The organism is Paraburkholderia fungorum, from assembly GCF_046027215.1.
GTDB lineage: Bacteria > Pseudomonadota > Gammaproteobacteria > Burkholderiales > Burkholderiaceae > Paraburkholderia > Paraburkholderia fungorum_D.
In genome coordinates this window covers 906,378-925,114 of sequence record NZ_JAQQEN010000002.1, presented here as the reverse complement: position 1 = coordinate 925,114, position 18,737 = coordinate 906,378, and the positions used below count along the sequence as shown (strand labels likewise).

At 62.3% G+C, this 18,737-nt stretch carries 13 protein-coding genes; 5 read left to right on the top strand and 8 right to left on the bottom strand.

Annotated elements, in window-relative coordinates; all coding sequences use genetic code 11:
* The first annotated feature begins 112 nt into the window (after positions 1-112).
* The 3 genes from PQR27_RS24785 (at position 113) to PQR27_RS24775 (ending at position 4,128) form a co-directional block, all read left to right on the top strand.
* Positions 113-2,068, top strand: coding sequence for an AI-2E family transporter (locus PQR27_RS24785; RefSeq protein ID WP_408526273.1), 1,956 nt, complete (start codon positions 113-115; stop codon positions 2,066-2,068).
* A 140-nt stretch (positions 2,069-2,208) separates the two neighbouring features.
* On the top strand, positions 2,209-3,918 hold the full coding sequence (locus PQR27_RS24780; RefSeq protein WP_408526272.1) for an FAD-dependent oxidoreductase: 1,710 nt from the start codon (positions 2,209-2,211) through the stop codon (positions 3,916-3,918).
* Positions 3,919-3,936: 18 nt separating this feature from the next.
* A complete protein-coding gene (locus PQR27_RS24775) occupies positions 3,937-4,128 on the top strand; it encodes a hypothetical protein (protein WP_408526271.1) in 192 nt (63 codons plus the stop codon).
* A gap of 64 nt (positions 4,129-4,192) precedes the next feature.
* Here PQR27_RS24775 and PQR27_RS24770 read toward each other — a convergent pair whose 3' ends face one another.
* The 3 genes from PQR27_RS24770 to PQR27_RS24760 all read right to left on the bottom strand — a co-directional run bounded on the left by PQR27_RS24770 (position 4,193) and on the right by PQR27_RS24760 (position 7,250).
* Positions 4,193-5,176 carry a 2-dehydropantoate 2-reductase gene (locus tag PQR27_RS24770; protein WP_408526270.1) on the bottom strand — a complete coding sequence of 328 codons (984 nt, stop codon included), beginning with the start codon at positions 5,174-5,176 and terminating at the stop codon, positions 4,193-4,195.
* Between the two features lie 14 nt (positions 5,177-5,190).
* Positions 5,191-5,985, bottom strand: coding sequence for a class II aldolase/adducin family protein (locus tag PQR27_RS24765; RefSeq protein WP_408526269.1), 795 nt, complete (start codon positions 5,983-5,985; stop codon positions 5,191-5,193).
* Positions 5,986-6,050: 65 nt separating this feature from the next.
* A complete protein-coding gene (locus PQR27_RS24760) occupies positions 6,051-7,250 on the bottom strand; it encodes an amino acid aminotransferase (RefSeq protein ID WP_408526268.1) in 1,200 nt (399 codons plus the stop codon).
* Between the two features lie 196 nt (positions 7,251-7,446).
* Here PQR27_RS24760 and PQR27_RS24755 point away from each other — a divergent pair, with 196 nt between their 5' ends.
* Positions 7,447-8,388 (top strand): LysR family transcriptional regulator, encoded by a 942-nt coding sequence (locus PQR27_RS24755; RefSeq protein ID WP_408526267.1) that lies wholly within the window; start codon positions 7,447-7,449, stop codon positions 8,386-8,388.
* 363 nt (positions 8,389-8,751) lie between these two features.
* On the opposite strand, the gene PQR27_RS24750 is transcribed toward PQR27_RS24755, so the two are convergent.
* The 5 genes from PQR27_RS24750 to PQR27_RS24730 form a co-directional block, all read right to left on the bottom strand.
* Positions 8,752-9,570, bottom strand: a complete 819-nt coding sequence (locus tag PQR27_RS24750) for a helix-turn-helix transcriptional regulator (protein WP_408526266.1) — start codon at positions 9,568-9,570, stop codon at positions 8,752-8,754.
* Between the two features lie 754 nt (positions 9,571-10,324).
* Complete coding sequence (locus PQR27_RS24745) at positions 10,325-11,452, bottom strand: hybrid sensor histidine kinase/response regulator (RefSeq protein ID WP_408526265.1); 1,128 nt, start codon at positions 11,450-11,452, stop codon at positions 10,325-10,327.
* Between the two features lie 9 nt (positions 11,453-11,461).
* Complete coding sequence (locus PQR27_RS24740) at positions 11,462-12,088, bottom strand: chemotaxis protein CheB (RefSeq protein WP_408526264.1); 627 nt, start codon at positions 12,086-12,088, stop codon at positions 11,462-11,464.
* Between the two features lie 10 nt (positions 12,089-12,098).
* On the bottom strand, positions 12,099-12,944 hold the full coding sequence (locus tag PQR27_RS24735; protein WP_408526263.1) for a CheR family methyltransferase: 846 nt from the start codon (positions 12,942-12,944) through the stop codon (positions 12,099-12,101).
* Positions 12,945-12,961: 17 nt separating this feature from the next.
* Entirely contained in the window at positions 12,962-16,522 is a 3,561-nt protein-coding gene (locus tag PQR27_RS24730) for a response regulator (protein ID WP_408526262.1), read from the bottom strand.
* Between the two features lie 347 nt (positions 16,523-16,869).
* Here PQR27_RS24730 and treF point away from each other — a divergent pair, with 347 nt between their 5' ends.
* A complete protein-coding gene (gene treF, locus PQR27_RS24725) occupies positions 16,870-18,684 on the top strand; it encodes an alpha,alpha-trehalase TreF (protein WP_408526261.1) in 1,815 nt (604 codons plus the stop codon).
* Positions 18,685-18,737 lie beyond the last annotated feature (53 nt).

Sequence of the window (18,737 nt, the reverse complement as noted above, 5' to 3'; positions counted from 1 at the left end):
AAAGGCCTACAATCCAGGCATACGAATTGCTGATGCGCTGTATTGATCGCCGCCGTTCCATCTGCGCGCGCCGCGTATCAGCAACGGCGCCACTACATCGGAAAGTCTGCTCATGAAACTCTCGTTACCGCCGCATGGGCGGCCGAACCGCGTATACCCGCCAGGCACGCCCAGTCTGCATGGTCTGGCCTCGGTGATTACCGGCGTGGTGGTGGTGTGCGCGCTCTACTTCGGGCGCGAGGTGCTCATCCCCATCACGCTTTCAGTGCTGCTCAGCTTTCTGCTGGCCCCGCTCGTGCAGGCGTTGCGGCGGCTTCATATGGGCCAGTTGCCGTCGATCTTCATCGCCGTGCTGTTCGCCCTCGCCACCTTGCTCGCGGTCGGCGCGCTGATCGGCGCGCAACTCGTGCAACTGGCGGGCGATCTGCCGCAGTATCAGGTGGCGATCGAACAGAAGATCGAGACGGTGCAGGAAAAAACCGTCGGCCGCGCCGATTCGCTGATGAGCCGCGCCGCCGCCACGCTGCAACGCGTCGCGCCGAGCAAGCCCAGCCCGCCGCGGCCCACTGGGCGCGCCGCGCGCAATGCGCCCGCCGTGCCGCAGCAGGTCGAGGTGCACGAGCCGTCGCCGACACCTATGCAGCTTGCCCAGCGCGCACTCTCGCCGGCGATTGCGCCGATCGAAACCACCTTCATCGTGCTGGTCGTGACGATCTTCATCCTGCTGCAGCGCGAAGATCTGCGTGACCGTTTGATCAGTCTTTTCGGCTCGCGAGATCTGCACCGCACCACCACCGCGATCAACGACGCCGCCGTGCGTCTGAGCCGCTACTTCGTCGCGCAACTGGGCGTGAACCTCAGTGCGGGTGGCGTCATCGCCATCGGCCTTGCGATCATCGGCGTGCCGGGGGCGCTGCTGTTCGGCGTGATCGCCGCTTTGCTGCGCTTCGTGCCGTATATCGGCATCTGGATCGCCGCGATTCTCGCCGTGTTTCTCGCTGCCGCCATCCAGCCGCAATGGACCATGGCGGTCTATACGCTGATCCTGTTCATCGTCGTCGACGTGGTGGCCGGGCAGATCGCCGAGCCACTCCTGTACGGTCACCGCTCCGGTCTCTCGCCGCTGGCGGTCGTGGTCGCGGCCATTTTCTGGAGCTGGCTGTGGGGGCCGATCGGCCTCGTACTGTCGACGCCGCTCACCTTGTGCGTCGTCACACTGGGCCGTTACGCCGACCGGCTGAATTTCCTCACGGTGCTGCTGGGCGATCAGCCGGCCCTCACGCCCGCGCAGAACTTCTATCAGCGGCTGCTCGCCGACGATCCGCATGAAGCCATCGTGCAGGCCGAGCGCCTGCTGCGCGAGATGTCGCTGATCGATTACTACGACAAGGTCGCGCTGGAAGGCCTCAAGCTCGCGCGCAACGATGCGATGCGCGGCGTGCTGATGCCCGAGCAGCTGGCGCGGGTCAACGACGCGCTGGTGGATATCGTCGAAAATCTGGAGGTCGCGGACGGCGTACCCGACCGCCAGTTGCGCACGGAACCGGCCGAGACCGCCGCGGCGTTGCTGGCGTCGGCATCGGCTGATCTTTCCGAGCGGCACGACAGCCATACCCAGGCCCACGCGCAAGCGCACCACGAGATCAGCAAGACCTCGGTGCTGTGCGTGCCAGGACGCGGTGCGTTCGACGAAGTCACCACCGCGATCGCCGTGCAACTGCTCGGACGTCAGGGTCTCGCGCCGATGATGGCCACGCACTCGGGTTATCGCAGCGCCCGCGCTGACGAACCGAGTTTCAAGGACGCGCCCATCATCTGCATCGTCTCGCTCGACGCGCCGGAATCGCCACCCTATCTGCGCAATATGCTGCGGCGCACGCGGGAATGGCGGCCGAGGGCGACCCTGGTGGTAGGCGTCGGCAGCGGAGCGTCGGAAGGTGGCGCGGAGACCGGTGCAACCGGCGCGGCGCACGCGGTGCCTACCTTCCGCGCGATGATCGAGGAATGCCAGGCGGCGGCGAGCGTGCAACACGCACGCCAGCCTTCGCACACAGCCGGGGCGGACTGAAGCCCTGCCCGCTGTACCCAAAATGAGGACAAGCCGGCACGTGCCCTCCTTCATACTGCCTGATCGATTTGCACCGCCGCCGAAGAGCCCATTCAGGCCATGGCGGGCAATCCATCTGCATTGAAGATTCAGGAGACCGCATGAGCCGCAGCTTCAAACCCTATCCATTCACGCCGCGCCACTATGAAGGCGTGGTGCCGCCGCTCGCCGACGGGCGCGACCCTGTGCGGCGCGCCGTGGCGATTGTCGGCGGTGGCCCGGTCGGCATGACGCTGGCGCTCGCGCTGGCTCGCCAGGGCGTGCATTCCGTGCTGATCGAAGCCGACGACGGCGTATGTACCGGCAGCCGCGCGATCTGCATCTCGCGGCGCAGTCTGGAGATTTTCAAACGGCTCGGCGCGGTAAGCGGCTTCCTGCAGAAAGGCCTTCCCTGGACGGGCGGCCGCAGCTTCTACCGCGATGCCGAAGTGTTCCGCTTCGCCATGCATCAGGACGACGAGCAGTCGCTGCCGCCGATGATCAACATCGCGCAATACCAGATCGAGCAGTTGCTGCTCGACGAGGTGGAACAGCACGCCGATCTGATCGAGATCCGCTGGCAGACACGCGTGACGGGTATCGAACAACACGATGCCGGCGGCGCCACACTCGCCCTGCAAACGGGCGATACCGCGTGGCAGATGCACGCCGACTGGGTCGTTGCGTGTGACGGCGGCCGCAGCACGATCCGCGAGGCGCTCGGCCTCAAACTCACCGGCACCACGTACGAAGGCCGTTACGTGATCGTCGATATCGAACTGAACAGCGCACGCGCCACCGAACGGCTTGCCTATTTCGATCCGCCGTCGAATCCCGGCTCGACCGTGCTGGTGCACAAACAGCCCGACAACGTCTGGCGCATCGATTACCAGCTTCGTGACGACGAAGACCCGGAGGCTGCGGTCAACCCTGAAAACGTCATGCCGCGCGTGCAGAGCGTGCTCGACTCGATGGGCGAAACCGGTGACTGGTCGCCGATCTGGGTCACCGTCTACAAAGCCAACGCCTTGACGCTCGAACGCTACCGCCATGGCTGCGTGCTGTTCGCCGGCGACGCCGCCCATCTCGTGCCGATTTTCGGCGTGCGTGGCGCGAATTCGGGCATCGACGACGCCGACAATCTCGGCTGGAAACTTGGTTGCGTGGTCAACGGTATTGCTTCAGCGCGTCTGCTCGACAGCTACAGCAACGAGCGCGTCTTCGCGGCGCGTGAAAACCTGAGCTACGGCATGAAGAGCACTGAATTCATGGCGCCCCCTTCGTTCGCCTTCGACCTGATGCGCAATGCGGTGCTCGGCCTCGCCGAACGTCACGCCGCCGTGCGGCCCTTGATCAATCCGCGGCAGACCCATGCGATCGCGTATGTCCAGTCACCGCTGAATCAGGTGGCGGCCGAGGCATCCCGTGCATTCGCCAGCGGACCGGCGCCCGGCACCGTGTTGCCGGAATGCCGGTTAAAGCGGGTTTGCGGCGGCACTCCGGTCGATATCCACCTGACCGATCTGCTCGGCCCATGTTTCACCGCGCTTCGCTTCGGCGCGAACGCGGCGCAGGACGACGCGTGGCAGCAGCTTCACCATGCGCTGGGCGAACAAAGCATTCCATTCAAAGCGGTCACGCTCGTCACCGGCGATGCGCCCTGTGCCGGGAGCGCACAGGTGCACGATCAAACCGGGCACTTGCACGCGATGCTCGACGCCACGCCCGGCACCGTCTATCTGATCCGCCCCGACGGCCACGTGCTCGCGCGCTGGCGCAATGGCAGCGCGGCGGCCACGCAGAGCGCGCTGCTGGCCAGTCTGACGATCTAACGCAAAGGAACCCACATCATGACCGACAGCGATCTCGACCTCGTCTACACGACGCTCTGCAAGACCCTGACCACTGAAGGCGAAGCGCAAACGCCGCTGTATCTGGCCCGCCTCGCGTTGCTCTGCATGACCGAACTCGACGACACGCAGCGAGCGTTGGCCTTGATCGATGCGGCGAAGCTACCGGCTTCCCACGCAGTGACCGCGTAAGACGCAAAAAAAGCCGCCCCGCTGGTCATTCGGGACGGCTTCTGCACCCTGCTGGCAGTGCGCTTTAGTGTTGCTGATACAAGCCCAGCGTGCTCGCATGCAGGCGCGCGAGACCGAGCAAGGCGTCTGTATACGGTGTCGGCACGGCGGTCAGTTGCCCCAGTTCACGCACCGCGGCCACCAGCGCATCCAGTTCGACCGCCTTGCCTGCCTGCACGTCCTGCAGCATCGAGGTTTTCATCGCGCCGAGTTTGAGCGTGACCTCGTGCCGATCGTCCGGTGCCTGGTCGATCGAAATACCGAAGCGCGCACCGATCTCTTTCGCTTCGAGCATGATGCTCGTGACGAAGTTGCGCACCAGTTCGTCGCCCAGAATCCGGTCGGTGGTTGCGCCGGTGATCGCGCTGACCGGGTTCATCGTCATATTGCCCCAGAGCTTGAACCAGACGTCGCGCTGAATCTGCTCCGACATCGACGCATTGAAGCCCGCCGCTACCAGCGCGGCTGTCAGTGCTTTGACGCGCTCGCTCGGTTGCCCCGACGCCTCGCCGAGAATCAGCCCATTGCCCTGGTGATGCCTGATAATGCCGGGCGATTCGACAAGACAACTGGCGTGCACAACGCAGCCTACTGTCTGCTGGGTGGGAATGGCCGCGGCGATCGCGCCGTCCGGATCGATCGATTTCAGCCGTTTGCCGGCGAAATCGCTGCCGAGCCCGTCGCAAAACCACCAGGGCACGCCGTTCATGGCGGTCAGTACGGTCGTCTGCGCATTCAGCAGCGGCGCAATGTGCGCGGCCACCGAAGCCATTGCCGGCCCTTTCACCGCCACCACGACGAGATCCTGCACGCCGAGATCCGCGGGCTGCTCGCTCGCATTCACCTTCACGCTATGCGTCGCGCCGCCTTCGATCAGGCGCAGTCCGTGTTGCTGTAACGCGGCGAGCGTCGCGCCGCGCGCCACTACACTCACGCCATGGCCAGCCTGGGCAAGCTTCACGCCGATCCAGCCGCCGATTGCACCCGCACCGTAAATCGCTACTTTCATCGTTTCAATCCTCTTCAATCTTTATAGCTGGCGTCGATACGGTCTACCCGCCGCACCAGCGCATCGAACACATCCTGTCCTGCGCCGTGGCGAGGATCGAACTGCAATGAGTCGCGTGAGCAGCGAATCGCGACCTCCTCAGGCACCGGCCGCGCGCGGCCCATCGAAAACGTGGCCATCTGGATTTCGCACGCACGGTTGAGCGTCCACAGAATCGCGAATGTCTGCGGCAAGGTGTGACCCCACGCAAGCAGACCGTGGTTGCGCAGAATCACCGCCTGCCTGTTGCCGATATGCTCGACGAGACGCGGCCCTTCTTCCGCATGAACGGTGATGCCTTCGAAGTCGTGATACGCAATGCGGTCGTGCAATTGTGCGCTGTAGAAGTTGGTTTGCTGCAAGCCGTCTTCAAGACAGGCCACCGCGACGCCGGCGGTGGTATGCGTGTGCATCACGCAGTGTGCGTCGGACAAACCTTCGTGAATCGCCGCGTGTACAACGAAACCGGCGGGATTGACCGGGTACGGCGAGTTGTCGAGCACGCGCCCCTGTGCGTCGATCTTCACGAGATTGCTCGCCGTCACTTCGCTGTAGTGCAGGCCGAACGGATTGATCAGAAAATGCCGCTCGCCGCCGCTCACGCTTGCCGGCACGCGCAAGGTGATGTGGTTGTAGATCATCTCGGTCCAGCCGAGCATGTCGAAGATGCGGTAGCACGCGGCCAGTTGCACGCGCGCATGCCATTCGTCAGGATGCATCGCGGCGGCGGCTGCGGGTACGCTCGCCGGTTCTATTTCAAGTGTGGTCATCGAAGTCTCCATGGTTTTCGTCCGGCTATCCGCACGAGAATCGCGGAGATAGCCGAACATGATCGTTATGTATTTGCCACCACCGCCGCGATCGACGACGCTACGTAGCCCGCATTCCGCTCATTCAAACCGGCCACGCACATGCGCCCCGAACGCAGCACATACACCGCATATTCGCTGCGCAACCGCTCGACCTGCATTTCGCTCAAACCCGTGTAGGTGAACATGCCGCGCTGCGCCAGGTATCGCGCACGCATGACTTCACCGACGCGGCCAGCGAGTCCGTCATGAATCGTTCCGCGCATCGCAAGAATGCGCTCGCGCATGGTGGCGAGTTCCGCCTCCCACGACGCGCGCAGCGACGCATCGGCCAGCACATTGGCGACGAGACGCGCGCCGTGCGTGGGCGGATTGCTGTAGTTCGAGCGCACCGTGGACATCAATTGACCCAGCACGCGGGCCGCCTCTTCAGCGCTCCGGCATACGACGCTCAATGCGCCGCAGCGCTCGCCATACAACGAGAAATTCTTCGAGAACGAATTGGCGGCGATCAGCGGCACGCCGGCATCGGCCAGCAGGCGGACGCACGCGGCGTCTTCTTCGAGACCCGCGCCAAAACCCTGGTACGCCATATCGACGAACGCGATCAGTTTGCGGCGCAGCAATACCGGCACGAGTTCCGCCCATTGCGCCGGGCTCAGGTCGACGCCGGTCGGATTGTGACAGCAGGCGTGCAGCAGCACGACGCTCTGTTCGGGCAGGCGGCCGATCGTCTCGATCATGTCTGAGAAACGCAAGCCACCTGTGTGTTCGTCGTAATACGGATACGTGTTGACCGTGAGCCCTGCGCCTTCGAACACCACACGGTGATTTTCCCAACTCGGATCGCTGATCCAGATTTGCGAAGCTGGAAAATAGCGCTTCAGGAAATCGGCGCCGACCTTGAGTGCGCCCGAGCCGCCGATGGTCTGCAAGGTCGCGATCCGGCCTGCTGCGCGCGCTTCATTGCCGGTGCCGAACACCAGCGCCTGGGCCGCCTCGCGGTAGGCCGGCAGACCCGCCATCGGCAGATAGGAGCGCGGGCCGATCGAACCGAGCAGCGTGGTTTCGGCGCGCCGCACCGCGTCCATCACCGGCAGCTTGCCGGCGTCGTCGAAGTAGATACCAATGCTCAGGTTGACCTTGTTCGGCCGTGGGTCCAGTTGAAAGTCCTCATTCAGGCTCAGGATCGGGTCGCCTGGATAGGCGGGGATATGATCGAACATGGCAATTCCTTGAGTGTGGCCCAGCAACTGGTTTGACGTGGCCTGACTGCGGCCCCAATGCGGCCGATGAAGGCGAGAACGAAAGTCTAAGCGGGATTGAAGACTTGCGTCGATTAGGGCGAGTGTCGGCGATTGGCTCGTCACACACAATCAACCGATTTTTCACGATTCGTAAGTTTTTCTTTAGAATCGCCTTATGCCTCTTACACGCGTCACTATCCGACAGTTTGAAGCGTTCCTTGCTATCGTCGATTTGCATAGCATCGGCGCGGCGGCGGAACGGCTTGGGCTGACCTCGTCGGCGGTCAGCCAGTTGCTTGCCGAGCTGGAAACGGAACTCGGCTTTCGCCTCTTCGACCGCACCACGCGGCGCGTCAATCTGTCGAGCGCGGGGCAGGATTTTTTATCGTCAGCCGAATCGGTATTGCGCTACGTGCGTGCCGCCGCCCAGTCCGCGGACGACATCCGCAATCGCGCCGCCGGCATTGTGCGGGTCGGCGCGCCGCTGGTGCTTGCTGCGACCGCGTTGCCGGCGGCGATCGCCGAATATGCGCGCGACAAGCCGAAGGTGGTTGTGCGCATATTCGACACCGTGGTTGAACAGCTGGTGGAACGGGTGGAAAGCGGCGACGTGGATCTCGCGATCGGCCCCGACCGTCAAAGCGGCACGCGCGTGCGTTGCGCCCCGGCGTTCGCGAGCCCGTGGGTGATGTGGTGCGCGCCGACGCATCCGTTGAACACCCGGCGCCGGGTGCGCTGGGAGCATCTGCGTGACGTGCCGATTGTCGCCACCGGACGCGATCACGAGCGCGCGGTGGAGCAGATGCTTGCCAATCTGCCGGCGGAGGCGCGCATCATTCCGGTGGACGTGGTGGACAACGTCACCACCGCATTCGGCCTCGCTGCACAGGGGCTTGCCGTAACGCTGGCGCCCGCCTATGTCGCGCCGCTCGCACGAACGTTCGGCCTGGTGATGAAGCGGATTGTCGATCCGGAAACGATCCGCGAGGTCTGCCTGTACCGGTCGACCGAGCGGGCGCTGTCGCCGCCCGCGGACGGTTTCGCCGATTTCATTGTGCCGTGGCTCAGGCGCTGGGATCGGGAGGTGCAGGCCGATGGGCGGGCTAAACGTGGGTGATTTTGCCTTTGGCGGCGGCATTTCCTTGTGCGTGCGGCGTTGGCCTTTCCTTGCTTTCTTAGTGGTCTATTAGCGTCGCCCCTGTGCGGGGCGGCACCTACTTTTCTTTGCCGCCGCAAAGAAAAGTAGGCAAAAGAAAGCGGCTCCAACCGCTAATTTTTAAGCGGCTTCCCTGGCTTGGAGGGGATCGTGGCTCCGTAGAGATTGAGCCTGCGCACCTTCCCACCTGAGTGACCAGGCCGTCATGCTTCGGGCGGCGCTGCGCGCGCCGGGGCGGTACTTCACAAAACCATCGCCGCCCCGCACAGGGCGACGCTAATAAACCAGTCTGATCGGGGACTGCCAGACAGCATTCGGGAGCGCTCAGGAGCGTTCCGGCTGCAGGCAGAGCGCGAATAGCTGACGCTGGCTGGCGATACCGAGCCGCGCATAGGCGCGCTTCTGATACGTGATAACGCTGGTGGCTTTGATGCCCATCTGGTCCGCGATTTCGGTGGCGCTTGCCCCTTCGAGGGTGCCGCGTAGCACATCGAGCTCACGCGGCGTGAGCGCCGGGCAGGCGCGTCTGACGCGTGCCAGCATCGCGACGGCAGCGCCTTGCTGATGCTGGCCGTTGAGTGCGTAGTGGCCTTTCGCCGCGTGGGCGAACAGATGCGCGAGGCTTTCGATGTGTTCCAGCTCGCCTGGCTGGAAGCTGCCGTAGGCGGAATCGCGATACAGATTGATCGACAACCAGACGCTTTCGATTGGTTGCACGAGCAACGATAAACGGTCAGACACGTTCGGCTGTGCGTAGCAGGCCGCGCGATAGGCTTCGTTTTCGATTTCTTCGCTTTGTTGCTGATGCAGTGTTAGCGCACCACGCGGTTGCTTTGCCTGCGGCTGACCGATGATGGCGCGGTTGCCGTCCAGCGCGTAGAAGTGTGTCGTGTAGCGGTCGGCGACATCCCGGAGGAAGCGGCCGCCACGATGGTCGGCCGCGGAGACTGTGCGCGGCCTGCTGTCGAATTCGTAGGCGAAGATGGTGCACTGCGAGATTGGGAGGGTGTCGCCGACGGTTTTTAGAATACTTGCGGCCAGGGTGTCCGCGTCCTCGTGGGAGATCGACATGATGAGGTCGGTCGCACGGGAGGTGTTGATTTGCCCACTTCGGGGCGGGTGGGGGATGCGCCAGGAACGCATGATCAGGTTTGGTTTTGCGGGTTGGTGTTGTCAGCGTAGCATGGTTTGGTTTTTGGTTTTGTAGTGGTGTTCTTCTGTATTGCCTACGGCGTTGACCTTGTTCTTGTTCTGTCTGCCTACGGCGGTTTTGGCCTTTCCTTGCATTCTTATTGGTTTATTAGCGTTCCCCCTGTGCGGGGGGGCACCTACTTTTCTTTGCCGCCGCAAAGAAAAGTAGGCAAAAGAAAGCGGCTCCAACCGCCAACATCTAAGTGGGTTCCCTGGCTTGGAGGGGCTGGTGGTCCGATTAACGGACCACACCTCGGTCCATAACCGCCAGTGACACAGCCGTCATTCGCTCCCACTCCGCACTGCGTGCGTCGCGGACGGGTCCAGCACGGAAACCGCACGCTTCGTTTGCGCGTGAGCGGGGGCCATCGGCTTCGCCTCGGCACGGCGCCGAAAACACCAATTGGTTTTGTGAAGTACCGCGTCGGCGCGCGCAGCGCCGCCGGAAGCAAGACGGCCTTGTCACTCAGGCGGGAAGGTGCGCAGGCTCAATCTCTACGGAGCCACTAGCCCCTCCAAGCCAGGGGAGCCGCTTAAAAATTTGCGGTTTGAGCCGCTTTCTTTTGCCTACTTTTCTTTGCGGCCGGCAAAGAAAAGTAGGTGCCCCCCGCACAGGGGGAACGCTAATAAACCAATAAGAATAGAAACACCCAACGCCGTAGGCACAACCAAAATAATGCCGCCGCCAAAGGCAAAAAAGGACCACTTACTTCCCAGTAAAAGACCCCCTAACTAGGGTAACCATCCGAGGCAATTCAATAGTAAAAACCGTCCCCCCAACTTCAGCAGAGCTAACACTCACATTGCCCCCGTGCATACGGGCAATCTCCTGCACAATATGCAATCCCAACCCCAAACCCTCACGCGATCTCGCGCCACCACCATTCGGCCCAAAGGCTTTGAACAGATGAGGAAACACGTCAGCCGGAATAGTCCCGCGATTAGCGACAGTCAATCGCACTGACTCAACCGCCTCACCATCGACCTCGACGTCAATATCCCCGCCCTGCTCCCCATGATGCAGCGCATTACTCACCAGATTCGACACCGCCTGCCAGACCAGATCCGTATCCCACGCGCCAGCGGTATTGCCGCGGCTCGAAAACACGATCCGTTTGCCATTCTCCCGCGAAGCAAACTCATCGATCACCGACCTGCACAGCGTCGCGAGTTCGATCGATCGGGGCTGCAACGGCAAACGGCCACCCTGCAGACGCGCAAGATTGAGCAGTTGATCAACCATCCGCGCCATCCGCAGCGAGCTGTTCTTCACTCGCGCCGCCACCGTGGAAGACTGCTCGTCCGCGGCAGTACGCATCAGATATTCCGCCGACGCCAGCACCGCGCCCAACGGCGTACGCAGATCGTGACTCAGCACCGCCATCAACATCTCGTTGGCTTCGAGCATCTGCCGCGTCGTCACCAGTTGTGCCGCGAGCTGGCGTTTCTGCTCTTCCAGCTGCACGAATACGTCGACCTTCGATTGCAGAATCCGTGGGTCGAACGGCTTGTAAAGGAAATCGACCGCGCCAGCCTCGTAACCCCGAAACGTGCGCGATGCATCTTGTGCCGTCGCCGTCAGAAAAATGATCGGCACGTGCGAGGTGCGCGGGCTGCCACGCATCAACGCGGCCAGCTCGAACCCGTTCATGCCGGGCATGTTGACGTCGAGAATCGCCAGCGCCACTTCATGCTTGAGCAGCAGATCGAGCGCCGCCGTGCCGGAGTCCGCCACGAGGACAGCAAGGTTCGGCCGCGTGAGCAAAGCCTCAAGTGCAGTAATGTTGTGGACGATGTCGTCGACGATCAGAATGTTTACAGGTGAGTTCGTCATGGCATCGCGTCAAAGAGAGGCCGGCAATGCTGCGAGCCGCCGGGCCATGGTTTCAGGAGAGTAAATGAAATCGGCCGCGCCGCGCTCAATCGCGGCACGCGGCATTTCCGGTGAGCTTGCCGTATCCGGTGTCTGCGCCCACGTCGTGCCGCCCAACGCACGCACGCGCGTCAACCCTTGCGCGCCGTCGTCGTTCGCGCCGGACAGCAGAATCGCCAGCAAACGTTCGCGATACACCACGGCGGCCGACTCGAACAGCACATCGATCGAGGGGCGCGAAAAACGCACGGGGGCATCCGTGGAAAGCGCCACAGTGCGGTCATCTTCCACCAGCATGTGATAGCCCGGCGGCGCAACATGCACGCGGCCCGCGAGGATCCGCTCGCCAGCATCGGGTTCGAACACCGGCAACACGCAGCGATGGCTAAAAGCCTGCGCCAGGTAGCTCGGTGGGTCGGGCGGCAAGTGCGTCACGATCATGACAGCGAGCGTAAAGGCCGCCGGGAGCCCGCCGAGCAGCACGTTCAGCGCTTCGATGCTACCCGCGGAGCCGCCGATCACCACCAGCTCAAAGGCGCGTGCCTCCCCAGCGTTCTGCTGGGATTCGATAGCTGGCTTGACCGTTGAGCGAGGCATGATGACCTGGCTAGCGCTTCTGATAAATGCGTTCAGCAGGACGGAACTCATCGAACGCGTCGTCATGGCTCGAAAACCGCAGACTCTCCTTGCTGCCCAGTCCGAGAAAACCACGCCGCACCAGCGCGTTTTCAAACAGACCCAGGGCGCGATCCTGCAGACCGCGATCGAAATAGATCAGCACGTTGCGACACGACACCAGATGTGCTTCGAGAAAGACTTCGTCCGTCGACAGACTATGGTCGGCGAAGACCACGCGATCTTTTAGTGAACCCGAAAAACGCGCCCCGCCATACGCGGCATGATAGTAGTCCGATAACGAGCGCTTGCCGCCAGCCGCCAGATAATTCTGCGTGAAACCCTGAATCCGGTCGAGCGCGTAAATGCCCGACTCGGCGCGTGCCAACGCGTCCGGGTTGATGTCGGTCGCGTAGAACAAGGTGCGCTCGGTCAAGCCCTCTTCGTCGAAGAGGATTTTCAGCGACCACAACTCCTCGCCGGTACTGCACCCCGCCACCCACACCTTGATGGACGGATAAGTACGCAAGCGCGGCAACACATGTTCGCGCAGAGCGAGGAAATACCCCGGGTCGCGAAACATGTCGCTGACCTGCACCGTCAGATACTGGAACAGCCGCGAAAATTCGTCGCCGTTACGCATGATGCGGTCCTGCAACTGCGACAGCGTCTTCAGCCCGAATTCCTCCAGCGCCTGCGAGAGCCGGCGACGCAGCGACGACATCGCATAGTGACGGAAATCGTGCTGGTATTTAAGGTAAATCGCATCCAGCAGCAGTTTCAACTCAATGTCGAAATCGCTGATGCGTTGCGGCACGTCAAATTCGGAGCGGCTCATTCTGCACCTGTTTCCTGCTACCGCTGCCGCAGCCATACACGGCACAGCGCGACGAGCTTGTCCACGTCGATTGGCTTGGATACGTAATCGTCCGCACCGGCTTCAAGGCAGCGGGTACGGTCGTTCGCCATTGCCTTGGCGGTCAGCGCAATGATCGGTAGATGCGCAAAGCGCGGATTGCGGCGGATCTCGCCCATCGCGGTCAAACCGTCCATCTCCGGCATCATGATATCCATCAGGATCAGATGCACCTCGGGGCCGTTTTCCAGCGCGTCGAGCGCTTCGCGTCCGTTGCGTGCGATCTGCAATTTCGCGCCCAGCGGCTCCAGTACGTGCGATAGCGCGAAGATATTGCGCACGTCGTCTTCGGCGAGCAGGATGGTGCGTCCCTCGAATGCATTGTCACGCTGCCGGACCGTGCGCAGCATGCGTTGCTGCTCAGGCGCGAGCGACGACTCCACGCTATGCAGGAACAACGTCACTTCGTCGAGCAGACGTTCCGGTGACTTCGCCCCTTTGATGATGATCGATTTCGAATAGCGGCGCAGGCGGTGCTCTTCTTCGTCGGACAGCATGCGGCCTGTGTAGACGATCACCGGCAACGCGGCATGCGCGGTATTGCCCGCAAGCCGTTCGAGCAGGTCATAGCCCGTGCCGTCAGGCAACGCGAGGTCAGTCACCACGCAATCGAACGTGACCTTCGAGAGGTAGTCGAGCGCCGCCGCCAAGGTTGCGACCGCAACGATCTCGGTGTTGTCGCTTTGCAGCAACGCGCGGATGCTTTCGCGCATCGGCGCGTCGTCTTCGATCACCAGGACACGTTTGAGCCGCTGCTGCAGACGCGCTTCGAGACGGCGGATCGCGGCTTCCAGCGTGGAGCGCGCAGTCGGCTTGAGGGTGTATCCGATCGCGCCGAGATGCAGCGCCTTGTCGGCGTGGTCGGTGGCCGAGACGATATGGATCGGGATATGGCGTGTGAGCGGATCGTTCTTCAGCCACTCCAGCACGGTCAACCCGGAACGATCCGGCAAACCGACGTCGAGCAGCACCGCGGCCGGGCGCATGTCGCGTACCAGAGCGAGGCCGCTGGCGGCGTTGCTCGCGTGAACGAAATCGAAGTCCAGTTCGTGCGTGAGATCGCGCAGGATTTCAGCGAAGGCGGGATCGTCTTCCACGGCGACGATCAGACGGCCGGCACGCGTGCGGTTGTCGCGATCGTCGGCGATCGGTGCGACCGGCAGATCGGATAGATTGCCCGCAGCCAGGTCATGGGTCGCACTGGCCACGGCCGATCGACTGCTGGACGAGGGCATGCGAATCAGCAGCGGCTCCGACGCCATTTCGACCAGGGCCGGCTCAAAGACCTCAGCCTGAGTCTGCGCAAACACCGGCGGGGGCGTTTGCGCCGGCTCGCCGCCCGCCAAAGCCGCTTCAGCATCCAGCGGCAACCACAGCGAAAACACGCTGCCCTTGCGCGGTTCACTCGCCACCGTGATCCGGCCGCCGAGCAGGCGCGAAAACTCGCGTGAGATCGACAGGCCGAGGCCACTGCCGCCATATTGGCGACTGGTTGAGCCGTCGGCCTGCTGGAAGGCTTCGAAGATCATGTCGAGCTTGTCAGCTGCAATGCCGATACCGGAATCGCGCACGTCGATCCGCAGCGTGTTGTTTTCAGCCGGTGCAACCGAGAGCGCCACCTCTCCATGTTCGGTGAACTTCACGGCATTCGACAACAGGTTGCGCAGAATCTGCGTGAGCCGCCGGCCATCCGTGACGAACGTGTCGGGCGTGCCCGGCAGTCGGTCGAACGCGAGGCTCAGATGCTTGGCCGCGGCCATCGGCTTGAACATTTCCTGCAGCGATTGCAGCGTCGCATCGATCGATAGCGCTTCGAGTTCGACCGTGACCTGCCCGGCTTCGACCTTCGACAGATCGAGGATGTCGTTGATCAGCACCAGCAGATCGCTGTTGGATGCGTGAATCGTCTCGGCGTAACGCACCTGCTCTTCGGTCAGATTGCCGCCGCGGTTCTGCTGCAGCAGCTTGGCGAGAATCAGCGAACTGTTGAGCGGCGTACGCAATTCGTGCGACATGTTCGCGAGGAACTCGGACTTGTAGCGGCTCGACTGTTCGAGGCGCGCCGCGTTGCTGGCGAGGTCGTCCTGCGCGCGCAGCAGATCGGACTTCTGCCGCTCGAGACGTTGCGCATATTCCTCGAGCTGGACGTTGGTCTGCTCGAGTTCAGCCTGTTGCGCCTCGAGGCGCGATTGCGATTCCATCAGCGCGCGGCCACGTTCTTCCAGACCCTCGTTGGAGACCCGCAGCTCCTCCTGCTGAACCTGCAACTCTTCGTTCAACTGCTGCGTTTCCGCTAGCGCGTCCTGCAGACGCTCGCGATATAACGCTGCTTCGACGAAGTCGCCCATGCCGTTGGCGACGAGCTCCATGAACGCCTGATCGCGTGCGGTCAGATCGTGGATAAAGCCCAATTCGACGACACCGTTGACCTGCCCGTCGTTTTCGATCGGCATGATCAGCAGATTCTTTGGCGCGCTCCTGCCGATGGCCGACACAACCTGCACATAGTTGTCGGGCACGTCACGCAATACGAGCATGCGGCGCGCGACGGCAGCCTGACCGATCAGCGTTTCGGAGTCTTCAAGATTGCGCGCGGCGGCCTGTTCGCTTTCGCGGCTGAATCCGTAGGTGGCAATGCGGCGCAACGTGCCGTGCTGTTTGTCGCGCACGTAGAGTGCGGCGACGGAAGCATCGAGGTATTGTGCGAGGAAATCGAGCATCGCACGGCCGACCAGTTGTGGGGTTGTCTGGCCCACCACCTTTTCGGCAAGCAGACGTTGGCCGGAGCGCAGCCATACCTGCTCCTGCAGCGCCTCGGTCTGTTCGGACTGCTGGCGTAGCACGCCGTCGTAGGTGGACGACAGGCTCATCAGTTCGCGGCGCCCCATCCACGCAAGCAGACCGCTCACCGCCAGACTGAAAATCAGAAAGACACTGACCAGCGTGGCGGTGACACGGCGAGTCGCCTCGCTGCGCTCCTGCCGCAAACGCAATTCCACATCGAGAAAATCGCCAAATTCGCGGCGTGTTTCGTCGAACTCGATCTTGCCGCGGCCGCTCGCTATCGCACCTTCAAAATCCTGATGCTTTCGGCGCGCGTCGATCATGTCTTCGGCAAAGCGGCTCCAGCGCGCCTGGATTGCTTCGATCTGCTTGAGCCTTTCGACTTGCGGCGGATTATCGAAGACCAGTTGCTGCAAGGCCTCGATCTGCGTTTTGAACTTCGGGCCGCCTGTTTCATAGGGCGTCAGAAAACGTTCGTCGCCGGTGATCAGGAAGCCGCGCATCGAAGATTCGCGATCGACCGCGAGACGCAGCATTTCGTTGGCCTGACCGATCACGCGCTCGGAGTGCTCCGCCCAGTTCATGGTCGAAACCAGATAGGCAATCAACGCGGCGAATACGGCCATGGTGACCAGGCCGACCCCCAGGGGTAATGCGATGTTGCGGCGGATAATGCTGCGAAAACGGTTTTGGTCGACAGCCTGAGATGCGGTCATTTTTTCTGTCTTCGGCTTGGTGAATCGAATTGATTCGGAATTTTTTTCGGGTTTCACGCGGAATGGTTTTTGGTCACTGCGTGGTGGGGGTCATCATACAGGATGATGATTCTGTTTTGCGCGTTTGTGCCTTGCTGGGCTTGGGTTTGTGGTCTTTTTGCTCGTTTGCTCCGCGGGGCTGGCTGGGTCGTTTTTTTGTGGTTTATTAGTGTTGCCCCTGTGCGGGGCGGCACCTACTTTTCTTTGCCGGCTCCGCGCCTTCGCAACTTTGTGGCGCCAGCGCAAGTCAATCATGCGAGGAATACTTCCCTTCAATCGCTGACTCCCCCTCTCCCATCCGGTAGCCGATGACCTATTCCGCCTTCGTCGATCTCTCTCGCTCTCCACTGCGCACCGCTCTCTGCGCCGCCCTCGTCTGGCATGCCTCACTGGCCGGTGCGGCTCCGCCGTCGGCCGCGTCGTCTGCGGGTGGTGGCGTCGTCGTCGCTGCGTTGCATGTGGAGCCGCCCTCGCAGGCGTCGCCCGTCGTGCCGGTGCCGCCGTCGGAACAGTACGCCACGCTCTATCGTGATGTCGAACTGGCGCATCTCTTTCCAGACAGCAAAACCTTCGCGGATATGGTGCCGCTTTCGCCGCCCGCTCAAATCGCCACCGCTTACGACGCCGCAAAGCAGCAGCCAGGATTCAGTCTCGGCGACTTCGTGAAGCGCAATTTCATCCTGCCCACACGGACAGCCCGGCAGTACGTGTCCGATCCGAATCAGAACGTGGTCGGCCATATCGATACGCTCTGGAATGTCCTGCGCCGCGAGCCGGATGCAACGCCCAGCCCCTGGTCTTCGCTGCTGCCACTGCCGTACGCGTACATTGTCCCGGGCGATCGCTTCGATGAAATCTACTACTGGGACTCGTACTTCATCATGCTCGGGCTCGAACAGAGCGCTCAGCATGCACTGGTGGTCGATGAACTGAAAAACTTCGCAACCCTCATCGATCGCTATGGCCATGTCCCGAACGGCAATCGCACTTACTATCTCAGTCGCTCACAACCGCCGTTCTTCGCGCAGATGGTAAGGCTCGTCGCGGACAAGGACGGCGATAGCGTCTACGCGCAATACCTGCCGGAATTGCAACACGAATACGCCTACTGGATGAACGGCAGCGAAGGCCTGCATCCAGGCGAGGCAAACCGGCACGTGGTCCGGCTGCCCGACGGCACGCGGCTTAACCGCTACTGGGACGAACGCGCAGTGCCCCGCGACGAGTCGTATCGCGAAGATGTGGTGACCGCGCAGCAGACGCCGCAGCGCGACTCCGCCGATCTGTGGCGCAATCTGCGCGCGGGCGGCGAAACCGGCTGGGATTTCAGTTCGCGCTGGTTCACGGACGGCAAGACGCTCGCCACCGTCGACGTCACCTCACTGGTCCCCGTCGACCTGAATTGTCTGCTCGTCGATCTGGAACGCACACTCGCCAAGGCCTATCGCCTGCACGGCGATGTCACGCGCGCGGAGAACATGGAACAGCGCGCGGCCACCCGCGCCGATGCCATTCGGCGCGTACTGTGGGACCCGCAATTGCAGGCATTCAGCGACTACGATTTCGTGCATCGCACACTCACTCACCGACTCACCGCAGCGACCGTGTATCCCTTATATAGCGGTGTGGCCAGCCGCCAGCAGGCAAAGATGATTGTGGCCACCGTGCAAAGCAAATTGCTACGGCCGGGCGGGCTGGCCACCACGCTGGTCAACAGCGGCCAGCAATGGGACGAACCGAATGGCTGGGCGCCGCTGCAGTATCTGGCGGTAGTCGGCTTGCGCCGCTATAGCGAGCCGGCGCTCGCGCAAGCTATCGCGACGCGATGGATCAAAACCAATGTCTCCTACTATCAGCACAGCGGAAAACTGGTGGAAAAATATGACGTCGATGCAGCTGTGCCCGGCGTATCGGCGGGCGGCGGCGAGTACCCGTTGCAGGATGGCTTCGGCTGGACCAATGGCGTACTGCGCGTCTTGCTAGCGATGTATCCGCAAACGGTACAAGCCTCACGTCCGAGCGATATTCCAGAAGGTCCGGCCGGTGTATCGGCCGCCGCGGCTTCAGCAGCGGCAGCGCCCAAGAATACGCATCGCCTGCACGGGACCCAGACCAGTCCGTAAATTGCAGGGCCACCGTTGCAGCACAAAAAAAACTGGCCGGTTTGCACCGGCCA